The sequence below is a fragment of the Phaeobacter sp. HF9A genome, assembly GCF_011806385.1.
Lineage (GTDB): Bacteria > Pseudomonadota > Alphaproteobacteria > Rhodobacterales > Rhodobacteraceae > Epibacterium.
This window is the reverse complement of the sequence record NZ_JAATOX010000060.1, coordinates 1-24,444: the sequence shown is the minus strand read 5'-3', so window position 1 is coordinate 24,444 and position 24,444 is coordinate 1. Positions and strand designations below refer to the sequence as shown.

General features: G+C 59.3%; 25 protein-coding genes. 19 read left to right on the top strand and 6 right to left on the bottom strand.

What is annotated here, in order from left to right; genetic code table 11:
- Positions 1 to 1,003 (bottom strand): FUSC family protein (locus HCZ87_RS12165; protein WP_167644023.1); only part of this gene is annotated, 1,003 nt, incomplete at its 3' end.
- Between the two features lie 459 nt (positions 1,004 to 1,462).
- Here HCZ87_RS12165 and HCZ87_RS12160 point away from each other — a divergent pair.
- On the top strand, positions 1,463 to 2,158 hold the full coding sequence (locus tag HCZ87_RS12160; protein WP_254868626.1) for a hypothetical protein: 696 nt from the start codon (positions 1,463 to 1,465) through the stop codon (positions 2,156 to 2,158).
- A gap of 149 nt (positions 2,159 to 2,307) precedes the next feature.
- Here the strand turns inward: HCZ87_RS12160 and HCZ87_RS12155 are convergent, their stop codons facing one another.
- Positions 2,308 to 2,790: a GFA family protein gene (locus tag HCZ87_RS12155; protein ID WP_167644022.1), complete on the bottom strand. Its 483-nt coding sequence runs from the start codon at positions 2,788 to 2,790 to the stop codon at positions 2,308 to 2,310.
- Between the two features lie 47 nt (positions 2,791 to 2,837).
- Entirely contained in the window at positions 2,838 to 3,224 is a 387-nt protein-coding gene (locus tag HCZ87_RS12150) for an ACT domain-containing protein (RefSeq protein ID WP_175582249.1), read from the bottom strand.
- 1,239 nt (positions 3,225 to 4,463) lie between these two features.
- On the opposite strand from HCZ87_RS12150, the gene HCZ87_RS21330 reads away from it, so the two are divergent.
- On the top strand, positions 4,464 to 7,859 hold the full coding sequence (locus HCZ87_RS21330) for an autotransporter outer membrane beta-barrel domain-containing protein (RefSeq protein WP_167644021.1): 3,396 nt from the start codon (positions 4,464 to 4,466) through the stop codon (positions 7,857 to 7,859).
- 515 nt (positions 7,860 to 8,374) lie between these two features.
- The gene (locus HCZ87_RS12140; protein WP_167644020.1) at positions 8,375 to 9,271 is read left to right on the top strand and encodes an NAD-dependent epimerase/dehydratase family protein; all 897 of its coding nucleotides are present in this window, start codon (positions 8,375 to 8,377) and stop codon (positions 9,269 to 9,271) included.
- Positions 9,272 to 9,557: 286 nt separating this feature from the next.
- Here HCZ87_RS12140 and HCZ87_RS12135 read toward each other — a convergent pair whose 3' ends face one another.
- The 3 genes from HCZ87_RS12135 to HCZ87_RS12125 all read right to left on the bottom strand — a co-directional run bounded on the left by HCZ87_RS12135 (position 9,558) and on the right by HCZ87_RS12125 (position 10,596).
- Positions 9,558 to 9,785 carry a hypothetical protein gene (locus tag HCZ87_RS12135; protein WP_167644019.1) on the bottom strand — a complete coding sequence of 76 codons (228 nt, stop codon included), beginning with the start codon at positions 9,783 to 9,785 and terminating at the stop codon, positions 9,558 to 9,560.
- Between the two features lie 168 nt (positions 9,786 to 9,953).
- Positions 9,954 to 10,211 carry a helix-turn-helix transcriptional regulator gene (locus HCZ87_RS12130; protein WP_017470289.1) on the bottom strand — a complete coding sequence of 86 codons (258 nt, stop codon included), beginning with the start codon at positions 10,209 to 10,211 and terminating at the stop codon, positions 9,954 to 9,956.
- A 124-nt stretch (positions 10,212 to 10,335) separates the two neighbouring features.
- Positions 10,336 to 10,596: a hypothetical protein gene (locus tag HCZ87_RS12125; protein WP_167644018.1), complete on the bottom strand. Its 261-nt coding sequence runs from the start codon at positions 10,594 to 10,596 to the stop codon at positions 10,336 to 10,338.
- Between the two features lie 202 nt (positions 10,597 to 10,798).
- Here HCZ87_RS12125 and HCZ87_RS12120 point away from each other — a divergent pair, with 202 nt between their 5' ends.
- The 16 genes from HCZ87_RS12120 to HCZ87_RS12045 all read left to right on the top strand — a co-directional run bounded on the left by HCZ87_RS12120 (position 10,799) and on the right by HCZ87_RS12045 (position 23,925).
- Entirely contained in the window at positions 10,799 to 11,152 is a 354-nt protein-coding gene (locus tag HCZ87_RS12120) for a hypothetical protein (RefSeq protein ID WP_167644017.1), read from the top strand.
- 43 nt (positions 11,153 to 11,195) lie between these two features.
- Complete coding sequence (locus tag HCZ87_RS12115; protein ID WP_167644016.1) at positions 11,196 to 11,816, top strand: lytic transglycosylase domain-containing protein; 621 nt, start codon at positions 11,196 to 11,198, stop codon at positions 11,814 to 11,816.
- Complete coding sequence (locus HCZ87_RS12110) at positions 11,813 to 12,106, top strand: TrbC/VirB2 family protein (protein WP_167644015.1); 294 nt, start codon at positions 11,813 to 11,815, stop codon at positions 12,104 to 12,106. Before HCZ87_RS12115 ends, HCZ87_RS12110 begins: the two co-directional genes overlap by 4 nt.
- On the top strand, positions 12,099 to 12,377 hold the full coding sequence (locus HCZ87_RS12105; RefSeq protein WP_167644014.1) for a VirB3 family type IV secretion system protein: 279 nt from the start codon (positions 12,099 to 12,101) through the stop codon (positions 12,375 to 12,377). The genes HCZ87_RS12110 and HCZ87_RS12105 overlap by 8 nt, the downstream gene beginning before the upstream one ends.
- On the top strand, positions 12,367 to 14,739 hold the full coding sequence (locus HCZ87_RS12100; RefSeq protein ID WP_167644013.1) for a type IV secretion system DNA-binding domain-containing protein: 2,373 nt from the start codon (positions 12,367 to 12,369) through the stop codon (positions 14,737 to 14,739). Before HCZ87_RS12105 ends, HCZ87_RS12100 begins: the two co-directional genes overlap by 11 nt.
- The gene (locus HCZ87_RS12095) at positions 14,736 to 14,903 is read left to right on the top strand and encodes a hypothetical protein (protein WP_167644012.1); all 168 of its coding nucleotides are present in this window, start codon (positions 14,736 to 14,738) and stop codon (positions 14,901 to 14,903) included. The genes HCZ87_RS12100 and HCZ87_RS12095 overlap by 4 nt, the downstream gene beginning before the upstream one ends.
- Complete coding sequence (locus HCZ87_RS12090; RefSeq protein WP_175582247.1) at positions 14,893 to 16,047, top strand: lytic transglycosylase domain-containing protein; 1,155 nt, start codon at positions 14,893 to 14,895, stop codon at positions 16,045 to 16,047. Before HCZ87_RS12095 ends, HCZ87_RS12090 begins: the two co-directional genes overlap by 11 nt.
- The gene (locus HCZ87_RS12085) at positions 16,047 to 16,856 is read left to right on the top strand and encodes a type IV secretion system protein (protein ID WP_167644011.1); all 810 of its coding nucleotides are present in this window, start codon (positions 16,047 to 16,049) and stop codon (positions 16,854 to 16,856) included. Before HCZ87_RS12090 ends, HCZ87_RS12085 begins: the two co-directional genes overlap by 1 nt.
- 16 nt (positions 16,857 to 16,872) lie before the next feature.
- Positions 16,873 to 17,526, top strand: a complete 654-nt coding sequence (locus tag HCZ87_RS12080) for a type IV secretion system protein (protein WP_167644010.1) — start codon at positions 16,873 to 16,875, stop codon at positions 17,524 to 17,526.
- Position 17,527: 1 nt separating this feature from the next.
- Complete coding sequence (locus tag HCZ87_RS12075) at positions 17,528 to 18,223, top strand: TrbG/VirB9 family P-type conjugative transfer protein (RefSeq protein WP_167644009.1); 696 nt, start codon at positions 17,528 to 17,530, stop codon at positions 18,221 to 18,223.
- Entirely contained in the window at positions 18,220 to 19,599 is a 1,380-nt protein-coding gene (locus HCZ87_RS12070; RefSeq protein ID WP_167644008.1) for a TrbI/VirB10 family protein, read from the top strand. Before HCZ87_RS12075 ends, HCZ87_RS12070 begins: the two co-directional genes overlap by 4 nt.
- Positions 19,600 to 19,603: 4 nt before the next feature.
- A complete protein-coding gene (locus HCZ87_RS12065; RefSeq protein WP_167644007.1) occupies positions 19,604 to 20,590 on the top strand; it encodes an ATPase, T2SS/T4P/T4SS family in 987 nt (328 codons plus the stop codon).
- Positions 20,587 to 20,781 carry a hypothetical protein gene (locus HCZ87_RS12060; RefSeq protein WP_167644006.1) on the top strand — a complete coding sequence of 65 codons (195 nt, stop codon included), beginning with the start codon at positions 20,587 to 20,589 and terminating at the stop codon, positions 20,779 to 20,781. Before HCZ87_RS12065 ends, HCZ87_RS12060 begins: the two co-directional genes overlap by 4 nt.
- Positions 20,778 to 21,191: a hypothetical protein gene (locus HCZ87_RS12055; protein ID WP_167644005.1), complete on the top strand. Its 414-nt coding sequence runs from the start codon at positions 20,778 to 20,780 to the stop codon at positions 21,189 to 21,191. Before HCZ87_RS12060 ends, HCZ87_RS12055 begins: the two co-directional genes overlap by 4 nt.
- 12 nt (positions 21,192 to 21,203) lie before the next feature.
- On the top strand, positions 21,204 to 22,280 hold the full coding sequence (locus tag HCZ87_RS12050) for a type IV secretion system protein (RefSeq protein WP_167644004.1): 1,077 nt from the start codon (positions 21,204 to 21,206) through the stop codon (positions 22,278 to 22,280).
- 166 nt (positions 22,281 to 22,446) lie between these two features.
- On the top strand, positions 22,447 to 23,925 hold the full coding sequence (locus tag HCZ87_RS12045) for a DUF6880 family protein (protein ID WP_167644003.1): 1,479 nt from the start codon (positions 22,447 to 22,449) through the stop codon (positions 23,923 to 23,925).
- Positions 23,926 to 24,444: the final 519 nt, after the last annotated feature.

Sequence of the window (24,444 nt, the reverse complement as noted above, 5' to 3'; positions counted from 1 at the left end):
CCGCCAAGGCCTTGGGAGAGATCGCGCGCAAGACGACCACCGCCACAAACGCCAGCACAAATGCCATCGCCGCCGCTGCCAGCACCGCATCGAGCCGCTCGGTTGCGATGGGCTGACCGGGTGCAAACACCCCGATCAGAAGGATGATTGCAATGGTCATCACGGCCATCGAAACCAGCTTTGACCACGAAATCAGCCATTGGAACATGACATAACAGCTCAGGCCAAGCACAATGCTGGCCCAGGTGGGCAGCGACAGCGCCAGCAGACCGATGGACACAAGCCAGCCCAGGACCGTGCCGATGCAACGCTTGATCGTGTTGCCAAAGAACTGCGAATGTGGCGGCAGACACAGGAACGCAAAGGCCAGGGGAAAGAAATATCCGTGGGCGCCAAGCTCGCTGAAATAATGGCGCCCGAACCATGTTGCAAAGGCGAACCCGCTGGCGAAGAGGACCCCCAGCACCAGCGCATGGGCGTGCGACCGGTCTCCTTCCGCCGTAAAGCTGTAGGCGGCATGCGACAGCCACGCCACCGCCATCGCGAAAAGCGCCCCGCCCCAGTAGCACGCCAACACCAGCGCCGGTTCGTTCGTGGGAATGATCTGGCCGGTAAAGACCGACCAGGTGACGCAGACGACCATCATCGGGCGCGCGTGGCCGAAACGGCCAAAGATCGCCGCGGCCAGCGCCAGCAGGGCGGCCAGCATCGGCGCCCAGTCGCTGAACAGCTGCACCAGAATGACAGCGCCTCCGCCGACCAGCAGCGCCAAGCTCGCCACGCGAAAGCCGGACCCGCGGATTCCGGTGATCGTCGCAAGCGCCCCAAGAAACGGGACCGCCGTCAGATGCGGGGCAAGGAACGCGGTGGCGATGGCCGGTGCAAAAGCCGCCAGGGTCGTGGCCAGGGCCAGGCGCATCGGCGCGGGCGCGCCTTCGATCAAGTGATCACCGATCCGCCGAAGTCGCAGAGCCAGGGTGGAGGACGTTGTGTTGGAGGCCATCTGCAATGTTGTTCCTTTCGGTCGGGACCCGACGGCTGCATGACACCGCCGGCCTTATTGCTCAACGCAGCGTTTCGCCGCCGCCGCTCTGGAAACTGAGGACATTGCCGCGCAACGAACTGAGTTCAGCCGCCGGCACACCCGGTGCGGTTCGGATCCTGGTACAGCGCGCTATCCAAGGCGATCACGCAACGCGGAACCGTTGGGTGGTAACATACCCATCTGCGTTGGCTCAAATCGCACAAAAGCGCAAGGCTCAGACCGCACCGCCGAGCGGTTGGATGAGACCTTACGTGCAAGTGCGGGGCGAGTACGGCGGGCTCGCAAGCCATGAATAACGCGTTGATTGAGACGTCTCAAAATTAACATAAACTTCATTATACGTCGTTATGCTTAGTGTTGCAATAGTATACTTACGTATGTATGTATGCTGGACTCCTGTCACGGAAGTTTCCCAGCATGCGCCATTCAGTCAAGAAGCTCCTCCCCTCGGTCGCAGTCGCTTTGACCGTGACAGGTCTTTCGCTGTCGGCACCCGCCCGCGCGCAGACATACCCGATCGACTGCGCGATCCTCTTGTGTCTGTCTGGCGGTTGGCCGGCTTCGGTACCATGCGCCCGGGCTCGCGCCGAATTCATCCGGCGGATTACGCCCTGGCCGGTGGAACCGCCGCTGCAAATCTGGCGCTGTCCCATGGGTGCCTCCTATGAGAGTGATCGGCCATCAAACAACGCTGAGCGCATCTTTGATGTTTTGTACCGGCCCGACAACCGTCGACCGCTCCAATCCCCGCCAGTCTACGATCTCGTTCCAGCCGACTGGGTCCTCCAGCTCGTGCAAGATCGCGCGGACATCGATATAAGCGGACCTGAGTTCAGCTTCGTGCGGTCCATCCGCGTCTTTGATGTTCGCTATGCGCGGCAGCATGAATCAGGTCGTGACGGTGACTGCAATCGCAGCGCGACCGTGGTCCTCGGCACTTACGGGACCCAAGGCGATTTCTCATGGCAACGATCTTCCATAACTGCCCTGCCCGAGGCCCATGTGGGACTTGAACGCTGGGGCCAGAATTGCCCCGGCATCTACCACAGATCTGTCTTCGTCGATTGGCGTGACTATGAGGGCGACTACGGCTTTGAACAGGTGAACTACTAGCGCTGAAAATGACAGCGGTGCCACCAAACTGCGAAAATCTGAGCGTGCTGAGATTACTCAAATACTGGCCGTTCGCTGCTGTCGGCACCAAGGTCCGGAGAGCGAGACTTTGAAGTCGTTCGCTGCGGCTGCGCGAACGACTGTTTTCACTAGGTGGCGACCGGCTTTGCATGGACGGTTGGCTCGATGGGCGTGCCATCATTCTCCGCAGCGTGGCGATCAAAGATCTTCACTTTTGGCGGCAGAATCGTCCCGGAAGGAGCTTCAGATACGAAGATGTGCTTGCTGTTCTCAGGCCCAACTTTGATCGCGGAGGGATCATCCAACGTTCCGATATATAGACCAATCTTGTCCGGCCACCGTTCAAATGTCAGCGCCAGTTTGGTTCCGCAATGCGAACAGAAGTGTACGTTGATCTCCTTGCCGCTTCCCTCTGACGTTTGTGCATAGACCGCCGGGCTGGTGCCGCCGAAGCTGAAATCTTGCTTCTCAAAAACTGGTTGGATCATACGATCCGAACCCGTGGCGCGTTGACAGAATCGGCAATGGCAAATGGTGATCCAAAGCGGCTCAGAATCCGTGCCGTAAGTTACCTGTCCGCATAGACAGCTTCCAGTTAATCCGGTTTGCATTATTTCTCTCAATCCTCTCATTTCGTTTGGAGCCAATGTGTTGGGCACTACCCGCTGCAAATATGCCCCGCCGCTTCCAGACACCGCACTGTTTTATCGGCATCTGAGGCAGATATTAGTACGTGCTCGCCGTCGTAAGTGCAGACGACAAAAACACCGATGCCATTGGCTGAAAGAGGTTCGATAAGGGATTGGACAATTCTAGCAGCAGCAAACGGGAACGGACCAATCGTGCGAAGGCAGGCCCAACCTCTTTCTGTTTCCACATCAGCGGGAACGCGATCTTCTAGGCAGACTAAGGTTGTTTCGTCATCGGAGTTGATAACCGCTTTAAAGCCCGGTCCGTTCAACCAATCGGGAACATCCGCATCGACCGCAAGTCGAGAAACAGCATAGCGCCCCGGAACAAAACGAATTTGTAGTGTGTGTTTCAAAGACAGGTCCTCCCCAGTTTTACTGAAGAAGGACACTCCCTGACATGACCTGTTGCGTCACACGGGAGCTTCATCTTCTAAGATGATCAATACGTGTAGGTTAAGCCGCACAGTCGGCAATGCCAAGCTGCCATTTATCCAGCCTGCAGCATTTGACAAAGTGGGCTCAAAGCCGACTTGCGGCGGTGCGGCTGCAAGACTGCAGCGGATCCGCACCAAATTCAAGCTGCCAGATGACGCCAGCCAGCCCAATCACGACATTCATGCAGGGTGGAGCGAAGGCGCTGCTGCAAGCGCGAGAGCTTTCCCGAAAGCCGCCGTTCAGCAGGCGGTGGCGGCCCTGGCTTATGCTGCGGTCTGCTCTAGGGGCGGCGAAGCGCAGAGAGCGCCATTTGCAAACACTGTAATTTGACTAGATCCGCCGCAGCTTTTTGCTGCGGTACCACCCGCAGGAGCTGACGTTCGCCGCAAGTGCAGCCTACAATCAGGGTTGAACGGTAGAGGCGCGGACAAAGCCGACCTTGGCTATTACACCACGAGCACTGTCGCAGTCTCATCGATGTGAAACTCAGCCTTGTTTCTAACGCACCAGTCTTCCAGTTCACTCTTCAGCAGCGGCCAAAGGTCTCTTGCCCAATCTGGAGCCGTCGTTTCCCAGGCCGTTTGAGTTGGAAGATACGCAGAATATACGCCCATCGGAAGTTCGAGTACGAATGATCCCCCAGGGCCTGTCACGACCAGCCCTTCCTTCCAACGAGGCTGAAATTGGAAAGTTTTCCGGGAGTTGGAACCAAATAGCTTGGTTAAGAGGCGGCCAATCATAAGAGTTTCATACAACCATGAGTTCGACAATGGAAGGTAGGTTTGGGCTCCAAGCCGACTTGCGGCGGTGCGGCTGCAAGGTTGCAACGTATCCGCACCACATTCAATCTGCCAGAGTACGCCCGCCAGCCCAACTCGACCTTTCATGGAAGGTGGGGCAGTCACTACGCTCCGGCTGCACTGTTCCTAAGTCCTGCCGGCGAGCAGACATTTATCAAGACATGGAATTTCGCAGAATGCAGGTCTCACAGCTACTGCCAGCAGTGTTCAGGCCCTGATCTCAGGACCGTCAGTTCTGTCTTCAGACCCCAATACAACGCTTGTCGAACGCCGGCCTATTGGGGACAATCTTAGGGCGTTGTTAACTCAGTCACAGGCAAGGTCCGAGCTACGCCCTTTTCGTTCGGGAGTTGTGTAGTGTTAAAAGGTAGATACCGTTTCGGTGTTGCGTTGTTTGTTATCTTTGTCGGCGGGCCGCGGTCTGTTTTGGCTCAAGGGTATTGCTCATCTGTAAGTGAGGCTGGTTTGAGTTTCGGGTGCGCCGAAACCCTGTCCAACAACCCAATCCTGAACAACAGCCCAAGCCCCACCAATATTTACATCACGCAGCTTACCGGCGCGTATGACGGGCTTGTTTGGGACGCCGATTGGATCGCGGGTTCGAATGTTGAGCCACGCCTTCGATTCTCGGCGGATGTGAGGTTCCCAGACTTTATGACCCAAAGCTGGCGCAACGTTTTCATCGGTTCCACACGCACGGATGGCGCCCAAACGGACGTCACTGCAACCGCATTGCCATTTGGCAACTCTGGAATCGATGAGCACATCGACGTAACGCTACAGTTTGACCGGCTCATTTTGGAAAACACGAACTTAATGGTGTTGCCGGGCACGAAAAACACCAACGTTCTCGAGACTGGTGCAATCGAGTATTTCATACTTGGGTCCGCTGCAAATGGCTCCCAAGGAGGTGGTCTGACCCTCAACAATGCGACCCTGGCGTTCAGCCAAAACAGTTTGATCGGGGCAACGCAGTTCCTGATGGCGGGGCCGACTGGGTCGGTGCCCTTTATCCGGGCCGAGGCAGGTTCAAACACGCTCTCTTTAGGTTCTCAGCCCAATTTCGCCGAGAGGGTCACGGTCTCGGTCGATGACGGGGCGTCGCTTGAATTCACTGGAACAGAACTGTCAACGCGCATCGAGGGAAACCTGAATATTGCCAGCGGTGGCAGCCTGAGCCTCGTCAACAATTCAGTCCTCAGCCTGCTTCAGAATGATACCACGCAGTTGCAACGAACCTCTGTCACCGGCGGATTGATCGAACTTGACGGGATCAACACCGAACTCTTGCTGACGGCTCCAGAGGTCATTGACGGGGACATAAGCCTCAAGAATGGTGCGACCTTGACCATAAGGGAGCGGGATACCGGAAGCAGCCGTATTTCATTCTCAGGCGACAACCTGATCACTTTGAATGGACCTCAGACATCCATCAGGGGGAACGATGCCGCTCCGGACGAATTGATGCTTGAAATCGGTGCGGGAACTACCCGCTTCGTGGGGGACGTGGCACCAACTCTTGGTCGGGGTCTCAATGTGAATGCTGTTTCAATTGATGGCGGAACGCTTGACTGGAATGATATGGTGACCAACAACGCTCAGCAAGATGCCATCGAGAGTATCGCCATCACCAACGGGGGTATCTTCCAGGAGCGGAGTTCTCGCTTCCAGCAGCTTGAGGGACTCGTCGTTTCAAACGGCACTCTACGGACGAACGGCGTCCTAGGATCATACACGGTGAACAATGGTATTAATACTGCCGATTTCACGGACGCAGTCATCGATGTCATGGGAGCTAAAAGTGTTGGGCCTGGCGTGTCTGCTGGCTTGCGCGCGACTGTTATCAACGCTAACCATCTTTCCTTTTCCGGTCGAAATCGGGTCGAAATTGGCATCAGCCCTGACGGTGAATGCCTACTATCGGCTGGCGCATGTATTCCTGGGAGCACCAGATATGCGGGGCAGCTTGTAACAAACGTAGGCAATGACTCACAGGCAAGCCTTAGTGGGTATGACACGCTGCTCTTTGTCCCACACGCAGTGGATACCAGCGCAACTGCTGCCGACTATATCGGCGGAGGTGTGAATGGCCGCTATACAGTTGCGACAGCCAATTCGAGCAGTGCCCTCACCACGCACCTACAGGGATTTGATGCCGCGCCCCTAACACCAACCGCTGCCGATCTTTCGACAGCCGGATCCGATCTGCCTGCAAGTCTCATCTATACCATTGTCAATGATCCGGTGGTCGACGGGCGCGTTGAAATTGCGTTTCACGATGTCGGACTGACGAACCATCCACAGATCGCGACAGGCTACACACCTCAGTTCACAAATACTGTTTTAGTTGAACCAAACACATCGAACACGCAGGCCATTATGGTTTCAGTACTTCCAGATCCGGTCGGCACCGATCCGAGCGTCTGGACAGTTGTAGAACCGGAGACATCAAACGTAACCACGATCACACAAACCGTTCAGATTGACCCGAATACCGGCGCGGTTACTCAGGAAATCACCACTGTTGTGACCGAACCTGATGGAACAACGGTATCGGAAGAAACTGTGTCCGTTCCGTTGGACACAATCGGGGGCGGGGCAACGCAAGTCATCACCACAACCACCACTGAACCTTCCGGAACCCACGTGTCGACAACTTCTGTGGTCGTGCCGCTGGATCCGGCAACCGGTAACCCTAACACGGCGGGGTTTGGCAACCTGGCGACAAACGGTGGCGGTACCTTGTCGCACGGCACGCTTTCAACTGTCACCACACTGCATCCAGAAGCATACGCCTCCTACATGACGGTGGCACTGGAGCACAGTGATCATCTGCGCAATATGGTACTCTCAAACGCCATGGGGCGCGGGTACGGCGACGGAAGGTCTTCAGAAACACTGAGCGACGGCAGAAGGATTTGGCTGGATGCCGGAGTGATGCAGGGTTCCGTCGATCCAGACCGATACCTTAACGGTTTCGACTACAACTTAAGCCAGTTTGTCTTAGGAATGGATTTGGCTAGAGAGGGGCAGACAACGATCGGAGCTTACGCAGGATACGGGGCTTATTCGTTTGGCTCCCATGAATTTGCGTCGTCTGTCAGTGTTGACACCGATGCATATCATGTCGGTCTGTACGGAAATCACGAGTGGTCAGATTGGTCGTTCACCGGTATGGCAGGTGTATCTTGGGGCAAGACAGAGGGGAGCAGAGAAGCTATTTTGGCGGGCGCGTCGGAAAAGCACCAAGCTACATTTGATAGCCGATCAATATCGGCTGGCTTCAGAGCCGAATACCGGGGACTAGCGCCGATTGCAGACTGGCATCTCGCACCTGAGTTTGGCCTTGGCTACACGCACTACGAACAGGATGGTTTTGCTGAAAATGGCGCTGGGGCTACTGCCCTTCGTATCCAAGATGCACAAACGGAGAGTTTGGTCGCAAGTGTCGGGCTCAACCTGGCAGGACCAACATCAGGAGCAGGCCTCGCGCCCCTGGCGTTCATAAGATATGAACATGACTTTCTCGCATCAGATCAGCAAGTCCACAACATCACTGCGGCACTTGCCCCCACGCCGGGCATAACGCAATCATTCATAGGAACGCACCGTGGCGCAGACGCCCTGTCTTTGGGCCTCGGCCTCGCAATAATGGACAGCCATTCAGTGGATGCATCCGCCGGAGTCGTCTACACAAAAAACACGCACGGCGAGGAAGTCGGCGGAGGTCTGAGAGTGACTTGGCGATTCTAGATTGGCTTGGAACATTCGCCTCAGCTCACGCGACTGGAACCCAGATGTTGTCTTGAAGCACAACCATCAACGTGCTCCTGTTGCGGCGTCGACCGTCCGCTAATCATAGCCGTGCCATCGCAAGTCAGCTTCAGATGGCTGGCGAACTGAAACTTTGTCGCAACGTTGCAAAGTCGGAAACCTGCGCTTCGCTAACCTTGAAGCCGGGCGCAGCATCGCCTGAGGCAACTGAGCAGACTTGAAGGTCCGCTCTCGGTAAGCCTTTCGCGACTGCAGCAGAGCCTTCGCTGCACCTTGCATGGATGTCTTGATTGGGCTGGACTGTGTCATCTGGCGGCTTGGATGTGGTGCGGATTCGCTGCGATCCCACCGCCACCGCGCCGCAAGTCCGGTGTGAGCCCAGGGTGATCGATGTTGCGGGGCACGCGAAAGTCCGTTTGTGTAGAATTAGTGCTTGATATCAACCTAGGTTGAGGTTGTAGGCGTGGGATTTGTCTCAAAATGGAGTGCGATTCATGCAGGTATTTATCTTGGGTGGCACAGGTACAATCGGAACTGCTGTCGTCGCGGAACTGGTGAGCCGAAACCATCAAGTCTTGGCTTTAAGCCGCTCGGAGAAGTCTGATGAACTACTCATCTCCGCTGGTGCGACACCTTTCAGAGGCAATCTTACAGAACCGGACAGTTGGGCAGATGCGGCTGTTTCATCCGACGCGATCATTCAGGCTGCCGCGACGTTTGGTGAAGATATGGGAGATGTGGACGCCAAGGCGATGAAAGCCTTGACGCAGGCGGCGGCAACTCGCAGCGACCCGACCCGCCTGATCTATACTGGGGGATGCTGGCTCTACGGTGAAACTGGCGACGAGATTGCAACGGAAGACCGACCATTTAATCCTCTGCCCGCGTTTTCTTGGATGGTTGCGCATGCCCAGATGCTCCTTGACGCGCCTCAGCTGCGCACGGCGGTTGTCCATCCGGCGATGGTTTATGACATGCGTGACGGCGGAGTGTTCTATCGCTTCTTGTCTGCCGCGAAGAATGGTCAAAGAACTGAAATCTGGGGGAGTAAGGCGACACGCTGGCCCCTTATCGAAAGCTCCGATTTGGCCCGAGTCTATTGCGACCTCGTGGAACGCTCCGATCTTGTGGGCTTCTTTAACGCCGTTTCTGAGGAGGGTGTCACGGTAGGCAGGATCGCTTCCGTCATCTCTGAAGCCTACGGGTCTCCAACTGAACCTATGATCCGCACAGTGGATGAGGCTGTGAAAGAGAACGGTGCGTGGGCGAAAGGCCCGACCCTCGATCAGCAAATGTCGGCGCGAAAATTGCAATCAGCAATTGACTGGCAACCACAAATTACAGACTTCGCTGAACAAACTACCCATTGGATATCGGACATTCAAACCTAATTTGCGTAAGGCGGGTTTGTCCCGCATCCCTTCCGTTCGATGATGTTTGTCAGCTGCACCTGCGGCGAAGGTCTGCTCCTTTCAATGCTCGTGCAGCGGGGGACCGCCGCTCAACTGGTCAAAACAACCACTTTGCAAATGTCACTATCTGCGCAAAGCCGCCATCGGCTCATCACGCGGCATCGGTCACATGGGCTCTTTCGAGGCTTTCGCTGCCGTCAGCTCCAACGTCCGGTGTGCTATCGCACCCTTTCCACCATTACTCGCTGGCGACTAGTTGAGAAGCCTAGTTGCTGTCGCTTCTTCCGATCCGCTTGAGCGCATCGAAGTCGATTTCCTGCTTCTGTTCCGGGGTCAGGTCCGGCCGGATTTCCGACACCGGCTGGGGCCCGTGGACGTCCCACATCACCGCATGCGAGCCTGCAGTCCAGCGATAAACCCAACCAACAATGCTGCACCCATCGGTCCCGATCAGATTGGCGATCGCGACGCCTTCACCGTTATCATTGTTCACTGCTTACTGACTTCCTGCACTGTGGCGCTGTATTTGCGGTATGGTGTCATAAGGCGCTCACTCGCGCCGCAGGCCGCACGAGGTGGATGTTGGCTAACTGCTCTTTGTTGAGCAGCTCACTTCACATGGGGACGCACGAAGCGTGCACGTCCCAAAATTTCTTTGCTGTCAAATTCTATGGTCGGGCTCCGTGGCGGCTTCGACGATCGCCAGAACCTCGAACGGGTCAAAGCCGATGGCACGCGCCAGAACGACCAGCTCGACAACGTCGACCCGGCGCTGGCCGCTCTCAAGACGGGCAATAAGGGACTGGTGGCATCTGAGTCTGTCTGCAAGGTCTTTCTGACCAAGGCCCGCTTTGACACGGGCGTCGACCAACGCCTGACAAAGTGCCACTTGTCCCTTGCTTCTGATTGTTTTCGCCACGCGTCACATACCTTTTGTGACGTCGCTAGCGGATGAAATCTGTTATCTAAAAAGTAGATATTTGAGGGTGTTATCGGCGTCTGGTTTCCAAGGGCTGCAAGCCTGGTGCACGCCCAATCGCCCATCAATCCCCCACCAGCTCCAGAAACCGACCGTAGTCCTGACTGACTTCGCGGGCTTCCTCGAAGGCCCGTGCACGCTCCAACTCAAGGCACCGGAAGTAGTCCTGAATGCCCGAGATGTAGGCCTCGAAGTCTTGGCGGATGATGTCAGCATAGTCCCTGGCCGCTTGCGAATCGCTTGGCACGAAGGGCCGGGACGGGGCGAAACAGGTTTCCGCCTGGCTTGCAACCGGAACGAGCAAAAGCAGTGCTACAGACTGCATGCCCACCCATCGGCTCAACCGCAGGTTTCTGAAACCCCTATTTTCCTTGATAGACACCAATGACCGTGCCTAGATTTTGAGTAACCGAGATACAGCCGTATCTGCCGTATTATATCTTGCGGTTAATAGTATACTATCGCAACTCTGGGCTTCAAGTGGGAATGCCCGGGCGTTGCGTCTTTGAGAAAGCGTGAGCCAGGCCATGAACTGGGACATCGAAGCACCAAATGTGGTTACGGAAGCACGTTTCCGCGAACTCGTGGAAAGTGGCTATAGCGCTGAAATCCTGTGCCAGGAGTCGGCACACAAGAAGGGCCCCAGCTACTATGGGGTCTGGATCATGCGTGCCGTCTCTGACGAAGGCGTCGAAAAGCTCCTGGTCACCGCCCGCACTCGCACCACGTATAACGACATCAAGATCCGCGAGTTCAAAACCATCACGGGCGTGGTGTCCTTCCTCATCGGTATCGGCTTCTCCCATGCCGATGTGCCGCTTGAAGAAGGCCAGCGGACCGCGCACAAGCTCACGGCCAGCGACAAAGGCGGTAGCGACTAGCCTTCTCCTTCTCGCCCCACTGGCGGCGCCTGCATCGGCACAAATGGTGCTTGTTATGGAGAGCGATGGCTCCCTGACACCGTCCCGATCCCAGAACAGCTTTGCCCGCAACTACAATGACGGCGTCGGCCAAGGATCTGCGGCCGATGGGCTGGAGATCTTCGGTGAGGCTGAAACAGCTACAGAACCTGACGCGCTGCGTTTTGCAGCCCTTGCCAGCCCAACGCCTTTGCCCCGCGCAGACGTTCTCTCGGCCATCGAGGCAACAGCCCTCCGCTATGTCAGCCATCCCGGTCTTCGCCGCGCGGGGCTGTCCGTCACGGATTGGCTGACCCTCTATCGCGCCAATATCGAGGTGGAAAGCGCCTACCGGCAGGACGCGATCTCAAGCGCGGGCGCAATCGGTCTTGGCCAGCTGATGCCCGCCACAGCCCGCGATCTCGGCGTTGACCCGCGCGATCCACTTCAGAACCTCGACGGCTCCGCCCGCTACCTCGCGATGATGCTGGAAACCTTCGGCGATCCGCGTTTTGCCCTCGCAGCCTACAACGCCGGACCAGACGCGGTCCGCCAATACGGCGGCATTCCCCCCTACAGAGAAACCCAGAACCACGTAGCCCGCGTCATGGCCGTCGTGGCCCGATTGGAAGGATCAAATTCATGAGACAGATTTCAAACCTCTTTGCCGCCTCACTGGCGCTTTTCCTTGTCATCGCAGAACCCGCGCTCGCGCAAAGCATTGACCTCTCCCCGATCCAGAGCCTGTTGCAGGGCATCGTCGATGCGCTGACCGGCCCGCTTGGCGTCGTCATCGCGACGCTTGCCGTACTCGGCGTTTTCTTGAGCTGGTTCTTCAACATCATCGATCTTCGCCAGGCGCTTTGGGTGCTTGTCGGGATCGCCGGTGTTGCCGCCGCCCCCACAATCGTTGCTGCGGTCTTTGCCGGTGGCTGAGCGCTCACCTCTCTTTCTCGGCCTCGTGCGCCCGCCCAAGCTTCTGGGCCTGCCCATCATGTACGCGATGGTCTGGCTCTTCGGCTCGGCGCTCTTGTTCGTCTGGGTCCAGCACGTCGTGGTGCTGGGCGTGGCCGCCTTGCTCTATCCCGTGCTGTGGAAGGCCGCGGATTGGGATCCGCGGTTCATCGACGTGATGATGACGGCGTTGCAAGAGACACCGCCCACGCGGAACCGCTCCATCCATGGTGGGGACAGCTATGCCCCGTGAAGCCCTGGACGAAGCACTCGATCCCCGCACGATGACGCCCGACTGGTATGCACGCGAGACCCGCCTCGCGCATATGCTGCCCTATGTCAGCCTGGTCAATGACCACACCGTGCGGACGCGGGTCAATGAGCTTTTCCAATGCATCCGGCTGGATGGTGTCAACAGCTACACGACGGATGATGCCTATCTCGACAAGGTGACCGCACTCTTCGCCCGGATCATCGCGCAGCTGGGGCCGGAGTTCAGCTACTACGTCCACAAGGTCTCCAAGGCAATCACGCCGGACCTCGAGCCGGTGCGCGAGGAAAGTTTCGCGGGCGAGGTGGACCGGCTCTGGCGTGCAAAACTCGAAACCAGCGGGTTGCGCGACAAAACCCTGACGCTCACCGTTATTCATCGCCCGCCTCCGAAAAGCGTCCTGCCCTTCCTGAACCGAAGCGCGCCGGACCGATTGAAGGAAGCAACCGAGAGGCGTCTGCGTCGTCTTGGCGAGGCCGTGAGTGTGTTCGTGTCAGGCTTGAGCGAGCTGAACCCACGTGTGCTTTCGGCCAAGTCCGGCGAGTTGATCGGCTTTCTGGGGGCTCTCAACACTGGCCAGGAACTGCCGCTCTATCCGGCGAACACCTATGGCTTCCTGTCCTTCAACGTCGCCAACACGCGAGTGACGTTTCAAGGCGATCACTTCGAGCTCTCCGAAGGAGTCGTTGGGCATCGCTTCGGCAAAAGCTTCACAATCGGGGAATATTCCGAAGCCACCTCCTGCACCATGTTCGACATGCTGAACCTGCCGGTCGACATGATTGTCACCCATTCCTTCACACCGATCAATTCCAACCTCATGGCGGGCCGCATCAAGCGGCAAAAGCGTCAGATGCAGGCCAGCCAAGATGCGGCGCTCTCGCTGATGGAAGCGCTCGATATCGCCGCAGATGATCTCGAGGCCAAGCGCCAGAGCTTTGGCGAGCACCACATGGTCGTGACAATCTTCTGCGACACGCTGGACGAATTGCAGACCCTTAGCGCGGAAATCGTCAACGCGGCCGCCGCCGAAGGCGTGGAGATGATCGGCGAGCGAGTCGCGGCCAAAGCCCATTATCTGAGCCATCATCCCGGCAACCAACCCAAACGCGTGCGTGCCAGTGCGATCACCAATCGCAACTTCGCGGATTTCGCGGCGTTTCATCGGACCCAGCTCGGCAAACCGGCCGAGAAAACCCCTTGGGGCCGCGTCATCACCTACCTGCCCACGCCCGAGCAGAGCGCCTATAGGTTTTCCTATCACGAGCAAGGCTCGCCCGACAAAGAACCGACCAGCGGGCATACGCTGATCATGGGACGACCCGGGTCAGGCAAGTCGGTCCTCTCGGCTTTTCTCATGACGCAAGCCCGTCGCGCAGGGGCACGGATCTTCGTCTTCGACTACCGTCTTGGTATGGAGATGGCGGTCCGCGCCAACGGCGGGCGCTACGCATCGCTCAAAGCCGGCCAACCCACGGGCCTCAACCCGCTCTGGACCGAGACCGATGCGCGCGGCACCGCCTGGCTCTCGGACTGGCTCGCCACCCTACTCTATCGTGCCGACAAGCCGCTGACGCCCGCGCAAACAAATCGCATTCAGGAGGTCGTACGCCAGAATGCGCAGGCCACGAACCCAGCCTTGCGAAACTGGCGCGACTTCGCATCTCTTTTTGTGTCCACCGATGATGGCGGCGATCTGCACCAGCGCCTGCTCGAGTGGACCGAAGAGGGCCGCTACGGCTGGATCTTTGGCCAGACCCTGGAAGACACCTTCTCACTCGAGGGGGATGTGGTCGGCTTCGATCTCACCGGCATTCTCGACAGCGAGGCCGAGAAGGAGCGGATGGCGGTCCTCTCCTATCTCTTCCGCCGGGTCGAGCGCGAGATCGAGGACCGCCGCCCCACCATCATCGTCATCGACGAGGCCTGGAAGGCGCTCGACAACGCATATTTCGCCGAGCGGCTCTCGAACTGGCTCGTGACCGCACGCAAACAGAACACCGTCGCTGTGATGATGACGCAATACGCCAGCCAGCTCGAGCGCACCCGAACCGGCAAGACCATTGTCGAGGCGGTGCCGACGCAAATCCTGCTTCCGAACATCCGCGCCCATGCGGCCGACTACGCGATGCTGAACCTCTATGAGAAGGAACTCGACGTGCTTCTCAACACCGGCAGCGACAGCCGCTTGGCCCTCATCCGCGACGACCAGGGCTCGATCGTCATTGATGCCGATCTGAGCGCCCTCGGGCCCAATCTCACCATCCTCGGCGGCATGGAGAAAGGCGAGGCGCTCGTCGGTGCCGATTACCGCGACCGCCCGGACTTTTGGAGGCTTTCATGACACGCATTTTGTTGCTTTTCGCCGCGCTCGGCGCGCTGGCCTCCTGCGCCCAGTACCAGGAACCGCAGGCCAATTGCTTAACCTTCCTGGCCTCGACTGCCCCCGTCGCGCCTGATTGCACCTTCACGCCCCTTGGCGCGCCGGAGGGCGACATTGAAGTCTAGCCTGCCTCATATCGTGGCGCTTTGCCTGCTGCCCGGTCTGGCCTCGTCTCAAGGTGTGCCGACCAATGACAGCGGGCTGACCGCGCGCGATATCGTCGAAACAGGCGACCGCGAGGCCGACTTGGCCATTCAGGCAGACAAGCTGTCCGTGCGCGAGCTCATTGCCGAGATCGAACGGGAGCAACTCGAAACCCTGCAGCGCATCCTCGATGCCCAGACAAGCTTCGGTGGTCAGGGCTTGCCGGCCATGGTCTCAGGTCTGGAGAGCGGTAGCGGCGATCCCGACCGCTCGGTGGCGGCGGTCTACGGCAATGCCGACATCGACCCCAATCCCGGCGGCGCACAGATGTTCGGGGATGCGGCAGAAAACATCGAGCAGCTCATCATCCGCGTCGCCCAGGAAACCAGCGGCTTTGCGGGCGTAGGGCGCGCCGGCCTCTCCCCGGTTCAATGGCGCGCGCTTCTTCAGGCGCTCATCTGGCAGGAAAGCCGCTTCACCATCGGCGCCCGCTCGCCCGTCGGCGCCTTCGGCCTCACCCAGATCATGCCCGGGACCGCCAGCGATCTTGGTATCAACCCGGAATATTACGACAGCCCCTACCTGCAGGTGCATGGCGGCGCGCGGTATCTCGCGACCCAACTCAACACCTTCGATGGCAACATCATCAACGCGCTCGCGGCCTATAATGCCGGCCCCGGCCGGGTCTTTGAATATGGGGGCGTGCCGCCCTTTGCCGAGACTCAGCACTACGTCCATGTCATCCCCGAACGCTACAATCTCTACCTGAGCCGCATCGGCGGGATCGAAGCGCTCGGAACCATCGATCCCGCGTTACTGGCCAATGCCAACCTCTCGATCACCGGGCATGGCGCGGCCTATTATGGCAATAACTCGCCCGCCGCGATCCGACAGGCCGCCTTGCGTATTGCGGACATCGTCGAGCGGATTTCCGCGACGGAAAACGTGCAGGAAAGCGTTGCGCTCAACACCTATGCCCGCGCCGAACTCGTGCGTCTCGTCGCCGCGCGTATTCGTCTTCAAGCCGCGCGGACCCGCGTGCTTTCGGCCGAGGAATTGGCACTGGCCAGCGCCCGCATGGCCGAGGGCGCCTTCATGGAATTCACGATCAGGGAGATAGACTGATGGGACATTCACTCATGAGGACGGCCTTGGCCACTACGCTTGGGATTGGCCTGCATCTTTGCATGCTATCCCCTGCCCTCGCGCAAGGCGTGCCTGTCGTCGACACCCAGAACATCGCGCAAGACATCCAGCAGCTCCGGCAGATGATCGAAGACGAGATTCTGCAAAACGAGCAGCTGACGCAGCTCCGCGAACAGCTTGCGACACTCACGGACCAACTCGCGGAGCTGCAAAGAACCTATGAAGCGCTCACCCGCCTTGCCGAACTGCCGGAAATCATTCGCACGGAAATGGAAGACGAGTTGAACGGCCTGCTCGACCAAGAGTTCGGCGACATCCTCGCCACGATTGAGGCGATAAAGACTGGCGATTTCTCGGGGCTCTCCGGTTCTGGCGCAGGCGAGATTGAAACCCAGATGGACCGGGTGCTGGCCGATCTAGGGTTTGACGACGACACCCTCTCGAAAATGGCCACCAGCGGCAATCCCGGGGCCAACCGCGTGGCGACGCAAGCGACGACCGGCGCGCTCGTCTCGGCAGCTGCCCAGAACAGTTATGAAGACGCAGGCCAATCGCTGGAACTCGCCGACAGGCTGGTCGGTCTCATCGACGACATGGACGAACTCAAGGAAAGCATCGACCTCAACACGCGGGTGACGGCGGAGCTGGCAATTGCGCTCGTCGCCATGTGGCAGCTCGAAGCGGTGCAGACCGTGGGCGACGGCACAGGCGGCGTGATCGATGCCGCAACCATCGCCGAGGAGCAGCAGTTTATGGACTTCACGCTGCCCGAGTTGCGGGCAGACTGATCAAGGGTTGTGACAGGTGGCGAGTGAACAAGAAATCATCGAAGAAGAGCTGGTCTATGGTGCGCTGCGCCGCGAACGGCTCTGGCAGCGCCTTGGGCTCATCGGGCTCATCTTCGGCATTCTCGGATGCCTGAGCGCGGCGACTGTCGCAATTCTCGATGTCGATCCGCCGCCTGTGGTCGTGCCCTATGATCCCGCCACCGGCTTTGCACTCCCCGAAGCCTCGGTGGGCGCCTCCTCGGTGACCGCCAACCAGGCGATCATCGAGGCGGAAGTCTTCCGCTATGTGACCGACCGGGAGGTCTACAACCAGCTAGACAACGATCTGCGCATCCGCAGCGTCCTGCGCCGCTCGGACGGAGCTGCCGAGAGCGGGCTGCGCCAGATCTGGAACAGCGCCAACGAGAATTATCCCCCGACGGTCTATGGCCCCAATGCCAGGCTTGATGTCGAAATCCTCAGCATCAACCGGATCGGCACAAACCGCGCCACCGTGCGCCTGCGCAAGCGCCTGACATCCCTCAATGGTGTCCAGACAGGCCTCTTCACCGCCACGCTTCTCTTCGAGTTCCGCCTCGAGACCCGCCGCTCCATAGATGAGGTCTGGACCAACCCCTTCGGCTTCACGGTTCTCGAATATTCCATCCGCTCCGACAGATTGGAGAATTAGTTTGCTTAAGAAGGCCCTCGTAACAATTGTGCTTGTGCTGCTGCCCGGCCTCGCCTTAGCCGAAGCCATCCCGCGTGGCGGTCCCAACGATAGCCGGGTGCGCTTGGCCACCTACCAGGAGGGTCAGGTCTACCGCCTCAGCGTGTCGCTCACCCATGTGACCACGGTCGAGTTTGGAGAGGGTGAGAGCATCCGCTCGATTATCGCTGGCGATACGGAAGGCTTCGAGATTGACGGCGTGCCGGGCGGTCAGGCCTTCGCGATCAAGCCCGTCGCACGCGGCGTCCATACCAATGTGACCGTCTATACGAACCGGCGGAGCTACTATTTCAACGTCCAGGAATCCCGCAGCCCAACCTTCTACGTGGTGCAGTTCCGCTACCCCGAAGACAATGCGCGGCCCACGCGCGCCATCGCCGCCCAAGCCCCCAACTACAATTATGGGGCCAGCGCGCGCACCGACTTCACCCCGACCCGCGTCTGGGATGACGGAACCTTCACGTATTTCGAATTCCCGCGGAATGCGCCGGTGCCCGCGATCTTCCGCTACGCCAGTGGCCGCGAACGGACGGTCAATACGCAAGCCACCGAGGATGGCGTGATCCGGGTCTCGGGGGTGAACCGGCAATGGGTGATGCGGATCGGGGAGGAGGTGGTCTGTATCGAGGCGACGCCGCCTGCGGGGGTGAGATCATGAGCGATACCGGAAAGGCGGACCTCGAAAAGCGCCTCGCTGCCCTCGAACAAGGCAAAGGCGCGAGCTCGCCACCTGCCCCACGACGCGCACCGCTGCTCGCTTTGGTCGTCGTCCTTGTGATCGGCGCGGGCGGTGCATTGCTGTTTCTTCTCTCCCAACCCGAGGAAGAGGAAGCCCTACCCACCGCCACGCCGGACGTGTTCCAGAACGAAGGCGACGGGTTCGGTGCCATCGAAACCCTTCCCCCACCCGAGCCCGAAGTGGTTCTGGTCGCACCGGAACCTGTCGAACCAAATGCCGAGCTTCTGGCACAGCTTGCAGCCCTTCAGGCCCAGGTCGAGGAATTGCGCAACGCGCCCGAACCGGTGGTTAAAGAAGATACCGCAGCCGCCGAAGCCATTGATGCGCTGACAGCGCAAATCGCCGCCCTGCAGTCCGCCTCGGAAGCCGCGCAGCAGCAGTTTCGCGATGAGCTCACCGCACGTGATCGGGAATTGGAGCAACTCCGCATGGATCTCGAGCTGGCCCAGCTGGAAGCCAGCCGCCCCCTCCCCGCACCCATCGGGCCCACCGAGGACGAGTTGCGGGCGCGGGAAGAAGAGCGGCTGCGCCGAGAGGAAGAAGCAAGACGGCTCGCGGAACTCGAACGCCGCGCGGCCGAAGAGCGCGCGTTTCAGGAGCGCCGGATCACCTCGCCCACAATCGCCTTTGGCGGCACCTCCGGCGCGAATGAGACGGCTCTGACCGAACGCACCTTTGGCGAGGTGACGGATTTCGTGCTAAACGGCGCGCTGCCCACGTCGGTGACGCAAGCCGAGGTCATCGCCAACCCGTCCAACACGATCATCCAGGGCACGATGATCCAGGCCGTCATGGAAACCGCGCTCGACAGCTCCCTGCCCGGCCAGACCCGGGCCGTTGTTTCCGACGATGTGTTCAGTTTCGACGATTCTCGGCTCTTGATCCCGCGTGGATTCCGCCTCATCGGGCGGTATCGTTCGGGCGTTGATATCGCGCAGCGCCGCGTCACCATCGCATGGGACCGGATCATCCTGCCCGATAATCAGACCGTCCAGATCAGCTCCTTCGGGGGTGATGAGTTGGGTCGCTCAGGTGTGACCGGCTTTGTCGATACGCGCTTTGATGAGCGCTTTGGCTCGGCAGCGCTGATTTCGCTGATCTCCGCAGCCCCAAGTGCTGCCGCCGCAAATGTTCAGGACGAGTCCGCGGCGGATGTGCTGGAAGACGTGGGCGATGATCTTGCCGATGCCACGGACAGCGTGATCGGCGACTACCTCTCCATCGGCCCGGTCATCTATGTCGACCAGGGCGCCCGCGTCACGGTGATGGTCGACCGCGATCTGGAGATATTCTGAGCCCATGTCGCTGAGCTATCTCGAAACCTCGCTTGACCGGATCGATGCTGCCGCCCGCGACGATGTCATCGAGATCTGCATCAATCCCGACGGGACCTGTTGGGGCGAATTCCAGGGCGATCATTTCATGCGGCAACTGGACCAGCGTCTGACCGCAACCGAAGTCAAAGACCTCGGCAACCGGATCGCCTCGTCCGCCAACACCACGATGAGCAAGGACCGCCCCATCGTCTCTGTCTCGATCACCTACAAGGGGCGGCCGATCCGGGCGCAGGTCATCACACCACCTGCCGTGCTGTCGGCGATGTCGATCAGCTTGCGGTTCTTCTCGAGCATGCCGCTCGACGGGATCGCACTCGATTTCCTTTTTGGCAAGGAGCGCAAACTCGAAGAACTCCGCCTCGAGAAAACCCGGGAATTGCGCGAGGTCGTGGCGTCTGGCGTCATCGACGATGCGCTGGCCTTTTGCGTCGACAACAAGCTTAACATGATCGTCTCTGGCGGCACCTCCACCGGCAAGACCGTCGCCGCGCGCAAGATCCTCTCTCATGTGCCTGCTGACGAACGGATCATCACCATCGAGGAAGCCGCCGAGCTTCTGCCGACCCAGCCCAATGCCGTAACTCTCATCGCCAACCGTGACGCGGACTTCCAGACCGCCGATGTGCTACTCACCGCAACGCTGCGCATGCGCCCCGACCGGATCATCCTGGGCGAGGTGCGCGGCAAGGAAGCCATGACCTTCCTCGAGGCGATCAACACTGGCCATGGCGGCTCCATGACCACCCTACATGCAGAAACCCCGCAACTTGCTGTGCAGCGTCTGGCGATCGCCGCGCTCAAGACCGAGATCCCGATGACCTATGCCGACATGATCCAGTACATCGAGAACTCCATCGATGTGATCATCCAGGCCGGTCGCCACGACGGCAAGCGCGGCATCACCGAATTCTACCTCCCCGGCGCAGACCAGATCGGAGCTTCCAAATGAAGACCTTTGAATACGATATCCTGTCCTTTCCCATGACTCGTAAGACCAGCCTTGCCGACATGCAGGCCAGCCTGAATGCCAAAGGTGCGAAAGGCTGGGAGGTAGTGTCGATCAGCTCCTCGGAATTCGCCAATGTCGGCCACACAGTTTTCCTGAAGCGCGAAACCACTACCATCGGAGCCACGGAATGAAGCCGGCGCGGCTAACCCTTGCGCTAGTCGCGCTGGCCGTGAGCCTACTGGCTGTCCCTGCCTTCGCCGAGCGCAATATGGTGCCGACCCTCGATCGCAGCTTTGACGTCTGTCCGGACCGTCCCGCTGAGCCCAACTGGATGCAAGAAATACCCCTGCGCCAAGCCTATCAACGCGTTTTGGTCCAGGATATCTACCGCGCCCAGAATCTCGAGCGCATCATCGAGACCGAAAGCTGTGACTGTGAAATCCGGTTCCCGTCTTGGGACGCTGCCGAGGCGGAGTTTCATAAGCAGCACGCGAGTGACGAACGCTGGAAAATGCTGGAAGCATCCGATGCCTACAATCAGCGCGCCAACGACGTTCGCCTTGAGGCTAAAGCCATCTGCGAAACCGCAGGCAATTGGTAAGGCAGCCCCGCTATGAGCGTCGTCACCTATTTCGTTGAAACCTCCCAGGGCTATCTCGACACCGCCGCCGAAACCCAGTTCGGATCGGTTGCGGCAACGGTGGGCACACTTCTGGTACTGGGAACAACACTCGTGGTGATCCTCGTCTTCCTGAACATGATCTACCAGTACAAGGCGATGGACGGGCGCACGGCCTTTTGGCTCGCGGTCAAGATCGGGCTCATCGGGATATTTGCAACCAACTGGGTGCAGTTCAACGCCCTCTCCTCCGCCATCCTGGCCGGGATCGACAGCATTGCGGGGGCGCTCGTGGCTTCGGTCGGTGGTGGAACTCCCGGCCCTTCTGGCACCTTCGCGGAAGAATTCGACCGATTGATCGCTGAACTCGGCGACTACCTCAATGCAGCTGGATCAGAACTGAGCTGGATGGCCGGAGCCATGCTCGACATTGTCGGGGTCCTCTTGCTCTCGATACTCGGCGGGCTGGCCGCCTTCATCCTTGTGGCATCCCGCCTGATGATCGCACTTCTAATCGGGATCGCGCCGGTGATGATCTTCCTCACCCTCTTCGAGGTGACCAAAGATTACTTCGCACGCTGGCTGTCGGCACTGGTTTCCTTCGCACTCTACCCAATCGTCGTCGCAGGGGTGTTCGCAACGATCACTGGCGTCTCTTCCGCTCTGATCGGTGAGCTTGGCGACCCGGAAGGGGCTTCAAACATAGGCGCGCTCATCCCCTTCTTCATGATGGTCCTCATGGCCAAGGGCTTCATCATTGCCACGCCCTTCATCGTCCGCGCGATCTCCGGAAACATCATGATGCCCGCCCTCTCCGGTGGTCTCGGCGGCGGCTACAGCTTTGCCCGCGCCGCGATGGGCAGCCAGCAGGCCTACAATCGCTATCTGATTGGCGGGGCAAATGGCGCAGAATACGCCGCCCTAAGGGCGCGGCAGTTCTTCGGAGTGCAGCAGATGCCCGTGAGACAAGGCATGGGGCAGACGGGTTCCGCAGTAGGCACAGGATCCGCAGACTCGGGGTCAAAAATGCTAGCGCAGCTGGCCAGATTGGGACGGCTTGGACGACGGTGACGGCCCAGATCGGCCGCTGTCGCTCTATTCGCATGCTGCTCCGCAGCTTTCGCATTGCGGCCAGTGGATCTTCTTGTAGCGTTTCACTAGGCGGGCACCCAATACTTGCCACCCGAACTTGGCCGAGGCACTTATTGGGGCAACTGTTTCCAACCGAGACTTGCCCATGGCCCGCAAACCTGCCCTCTCCACTGACAAGCTGAAAGACCTCGGTGCCGACAAGCTCGCGCAGCTGGTGCTGGAAGAGGCCGAGCGCAATGCCGGGTTCCGGCGGCAGGTCAAAGCAGCGCTGGCCGGGAAGTCCGGCCCCGAAGCCATTGCCAAGCTGATCGACCGGCGGCTGTCCGGGCTGGCGCGGGCAAAGAGTTTCATCGAATGGGACAAGGCCCGCGCTTTTGCCGATGATCTGCGCAGCCTGACCGATACGATCACATCCGAGCTTGGCCCTGGCGCCCCGGCGCTGGCCATAGACCGGCTTCTACGCTTCATCGCCACCCATGAGCAGGTGTTCGAACGCGTCGACGATTCTTCGGGCCGCGTTCAGGATGTCTATTATCAGGCGATCCATGCGACCGGCGATCTGGCCGCCAGCCTGCCCGTGCCTGCGGCCGACGCGCTCCCCGAGAAGATCATGACCGCCCTTGGCGAAAGCACGCATGGCTATTTGGTTGACGTGACCGAGGCTGTGGCGCCACAGCTGCCGCAAGACAGCTTGGCGCGATGGGACGGCGATCTGAAAGAGGTCATCGCCGAGCGGCAGACCGAAGAAGCAGCGCGCACATCGGATGGCTGGTTTTACTCGATGACCTCGCAATGGGCCGGGATGCGTCAGATCCTCGCCTCCGCGCGGGGGGATATCGATCTGCTCATCGCGCTGGAGCTCAAGAAGAAACCGCATATGCAGGATACGCTGGGAATCGCTACGCAGCTGCTGGAGGCGGGTCGCAATACCGAGGCGCTGGACTGGGTGTGCAAGCCCGGGCGGCGCACTTTTGGCGAAGCCGATGATGGCCTGGCACCGGAACGGGTCAGCCTGGAGGCGCGCATTCTGGACGCCACGGGCGACAGGTCGGCGGCGCAGGCCCTGCGTTGGCGCTGTTTCGAGGCGCGCCTGTCCGCCGACATTCTGCGGGATTACCTCAAACAGCTGCCGGACTTCGAGGATATCGAGGCCGAAGACCGCGCCCATGCCTTCGCGCTGGAAAAGTCAGAACCAGAGGCGGCGCTGCAATTTTTCCTCGATTGGCCACGACTTGATTTGGCGGCAAAACTGATTGCCACGCACCCGCACCGCTGGGATGGGGGTGATTGGCACGTCCTGCCGAAAGTCGCAGGCCTTCTGGAACACGATCATCCGCTGGCGGCAACGATCCTCTACCGTGCCCTTCTAGACAACGTCCTCGACCGTGCCCGCTCCAAGGCCTATGGGCACGGCGCAAAATACCTCGGGAAACTCAGCCTGCTGGCGGGCGAAGCGGACCCTATCCGGCCAGGCGGAATGGTCGATCATGCAACCTATCTTGCCAAGCTCAAGACAGCGCATCCCCGCAAATCAGGCTTCTGGGCACGCGTCGGAGACGGTGAACCAAAAGCACAACAAGCAAGTGGGGCCCGTCGCCCTGTGTGGATCAAAGGTGATGGGTAGCGGCCCAGACCTGCCGCTCAGTCCCCGGCCGGTCGCCGCGGTGCAGCTTCACCAGACCAGCCATTCGTCCATGGCGCGGCATCTTCGGAGGATGAAGGTCGGCAGTGCGCAAAAGCGGACGCACATCACATAATTTGCCCCCTTTCATGGCCTGTTGCCTGGGTCTGGAAATATCGCCAGTATCGGATGACCACAGGGACAATCTATAAGCCCCTCTTTTCTGAGGGTTGGGAAGCGGACCTGACATTGCGCCAAACTACAGGTACACCCGATGGGAGAGCGCAGATTTTTCTTATTGACTGGCGTGTAATTTGAGCGAGGACAGAATGCAGCCTGAAAGTGCATCAATTGAACTTAGATCGATAAACAGGCTGCTCGTTGATGAAGACGGTTCCCCTGCGCGGTACTGGATACCTGCCTACCAGCGCGGATACCGCTGGGACGGTAATCCCCCCGTTTCTGCGGGGACTTGGTCGTAGAATTTACGCGGCCGTTCTCAGTTTCTGGGCGGGGGTCATC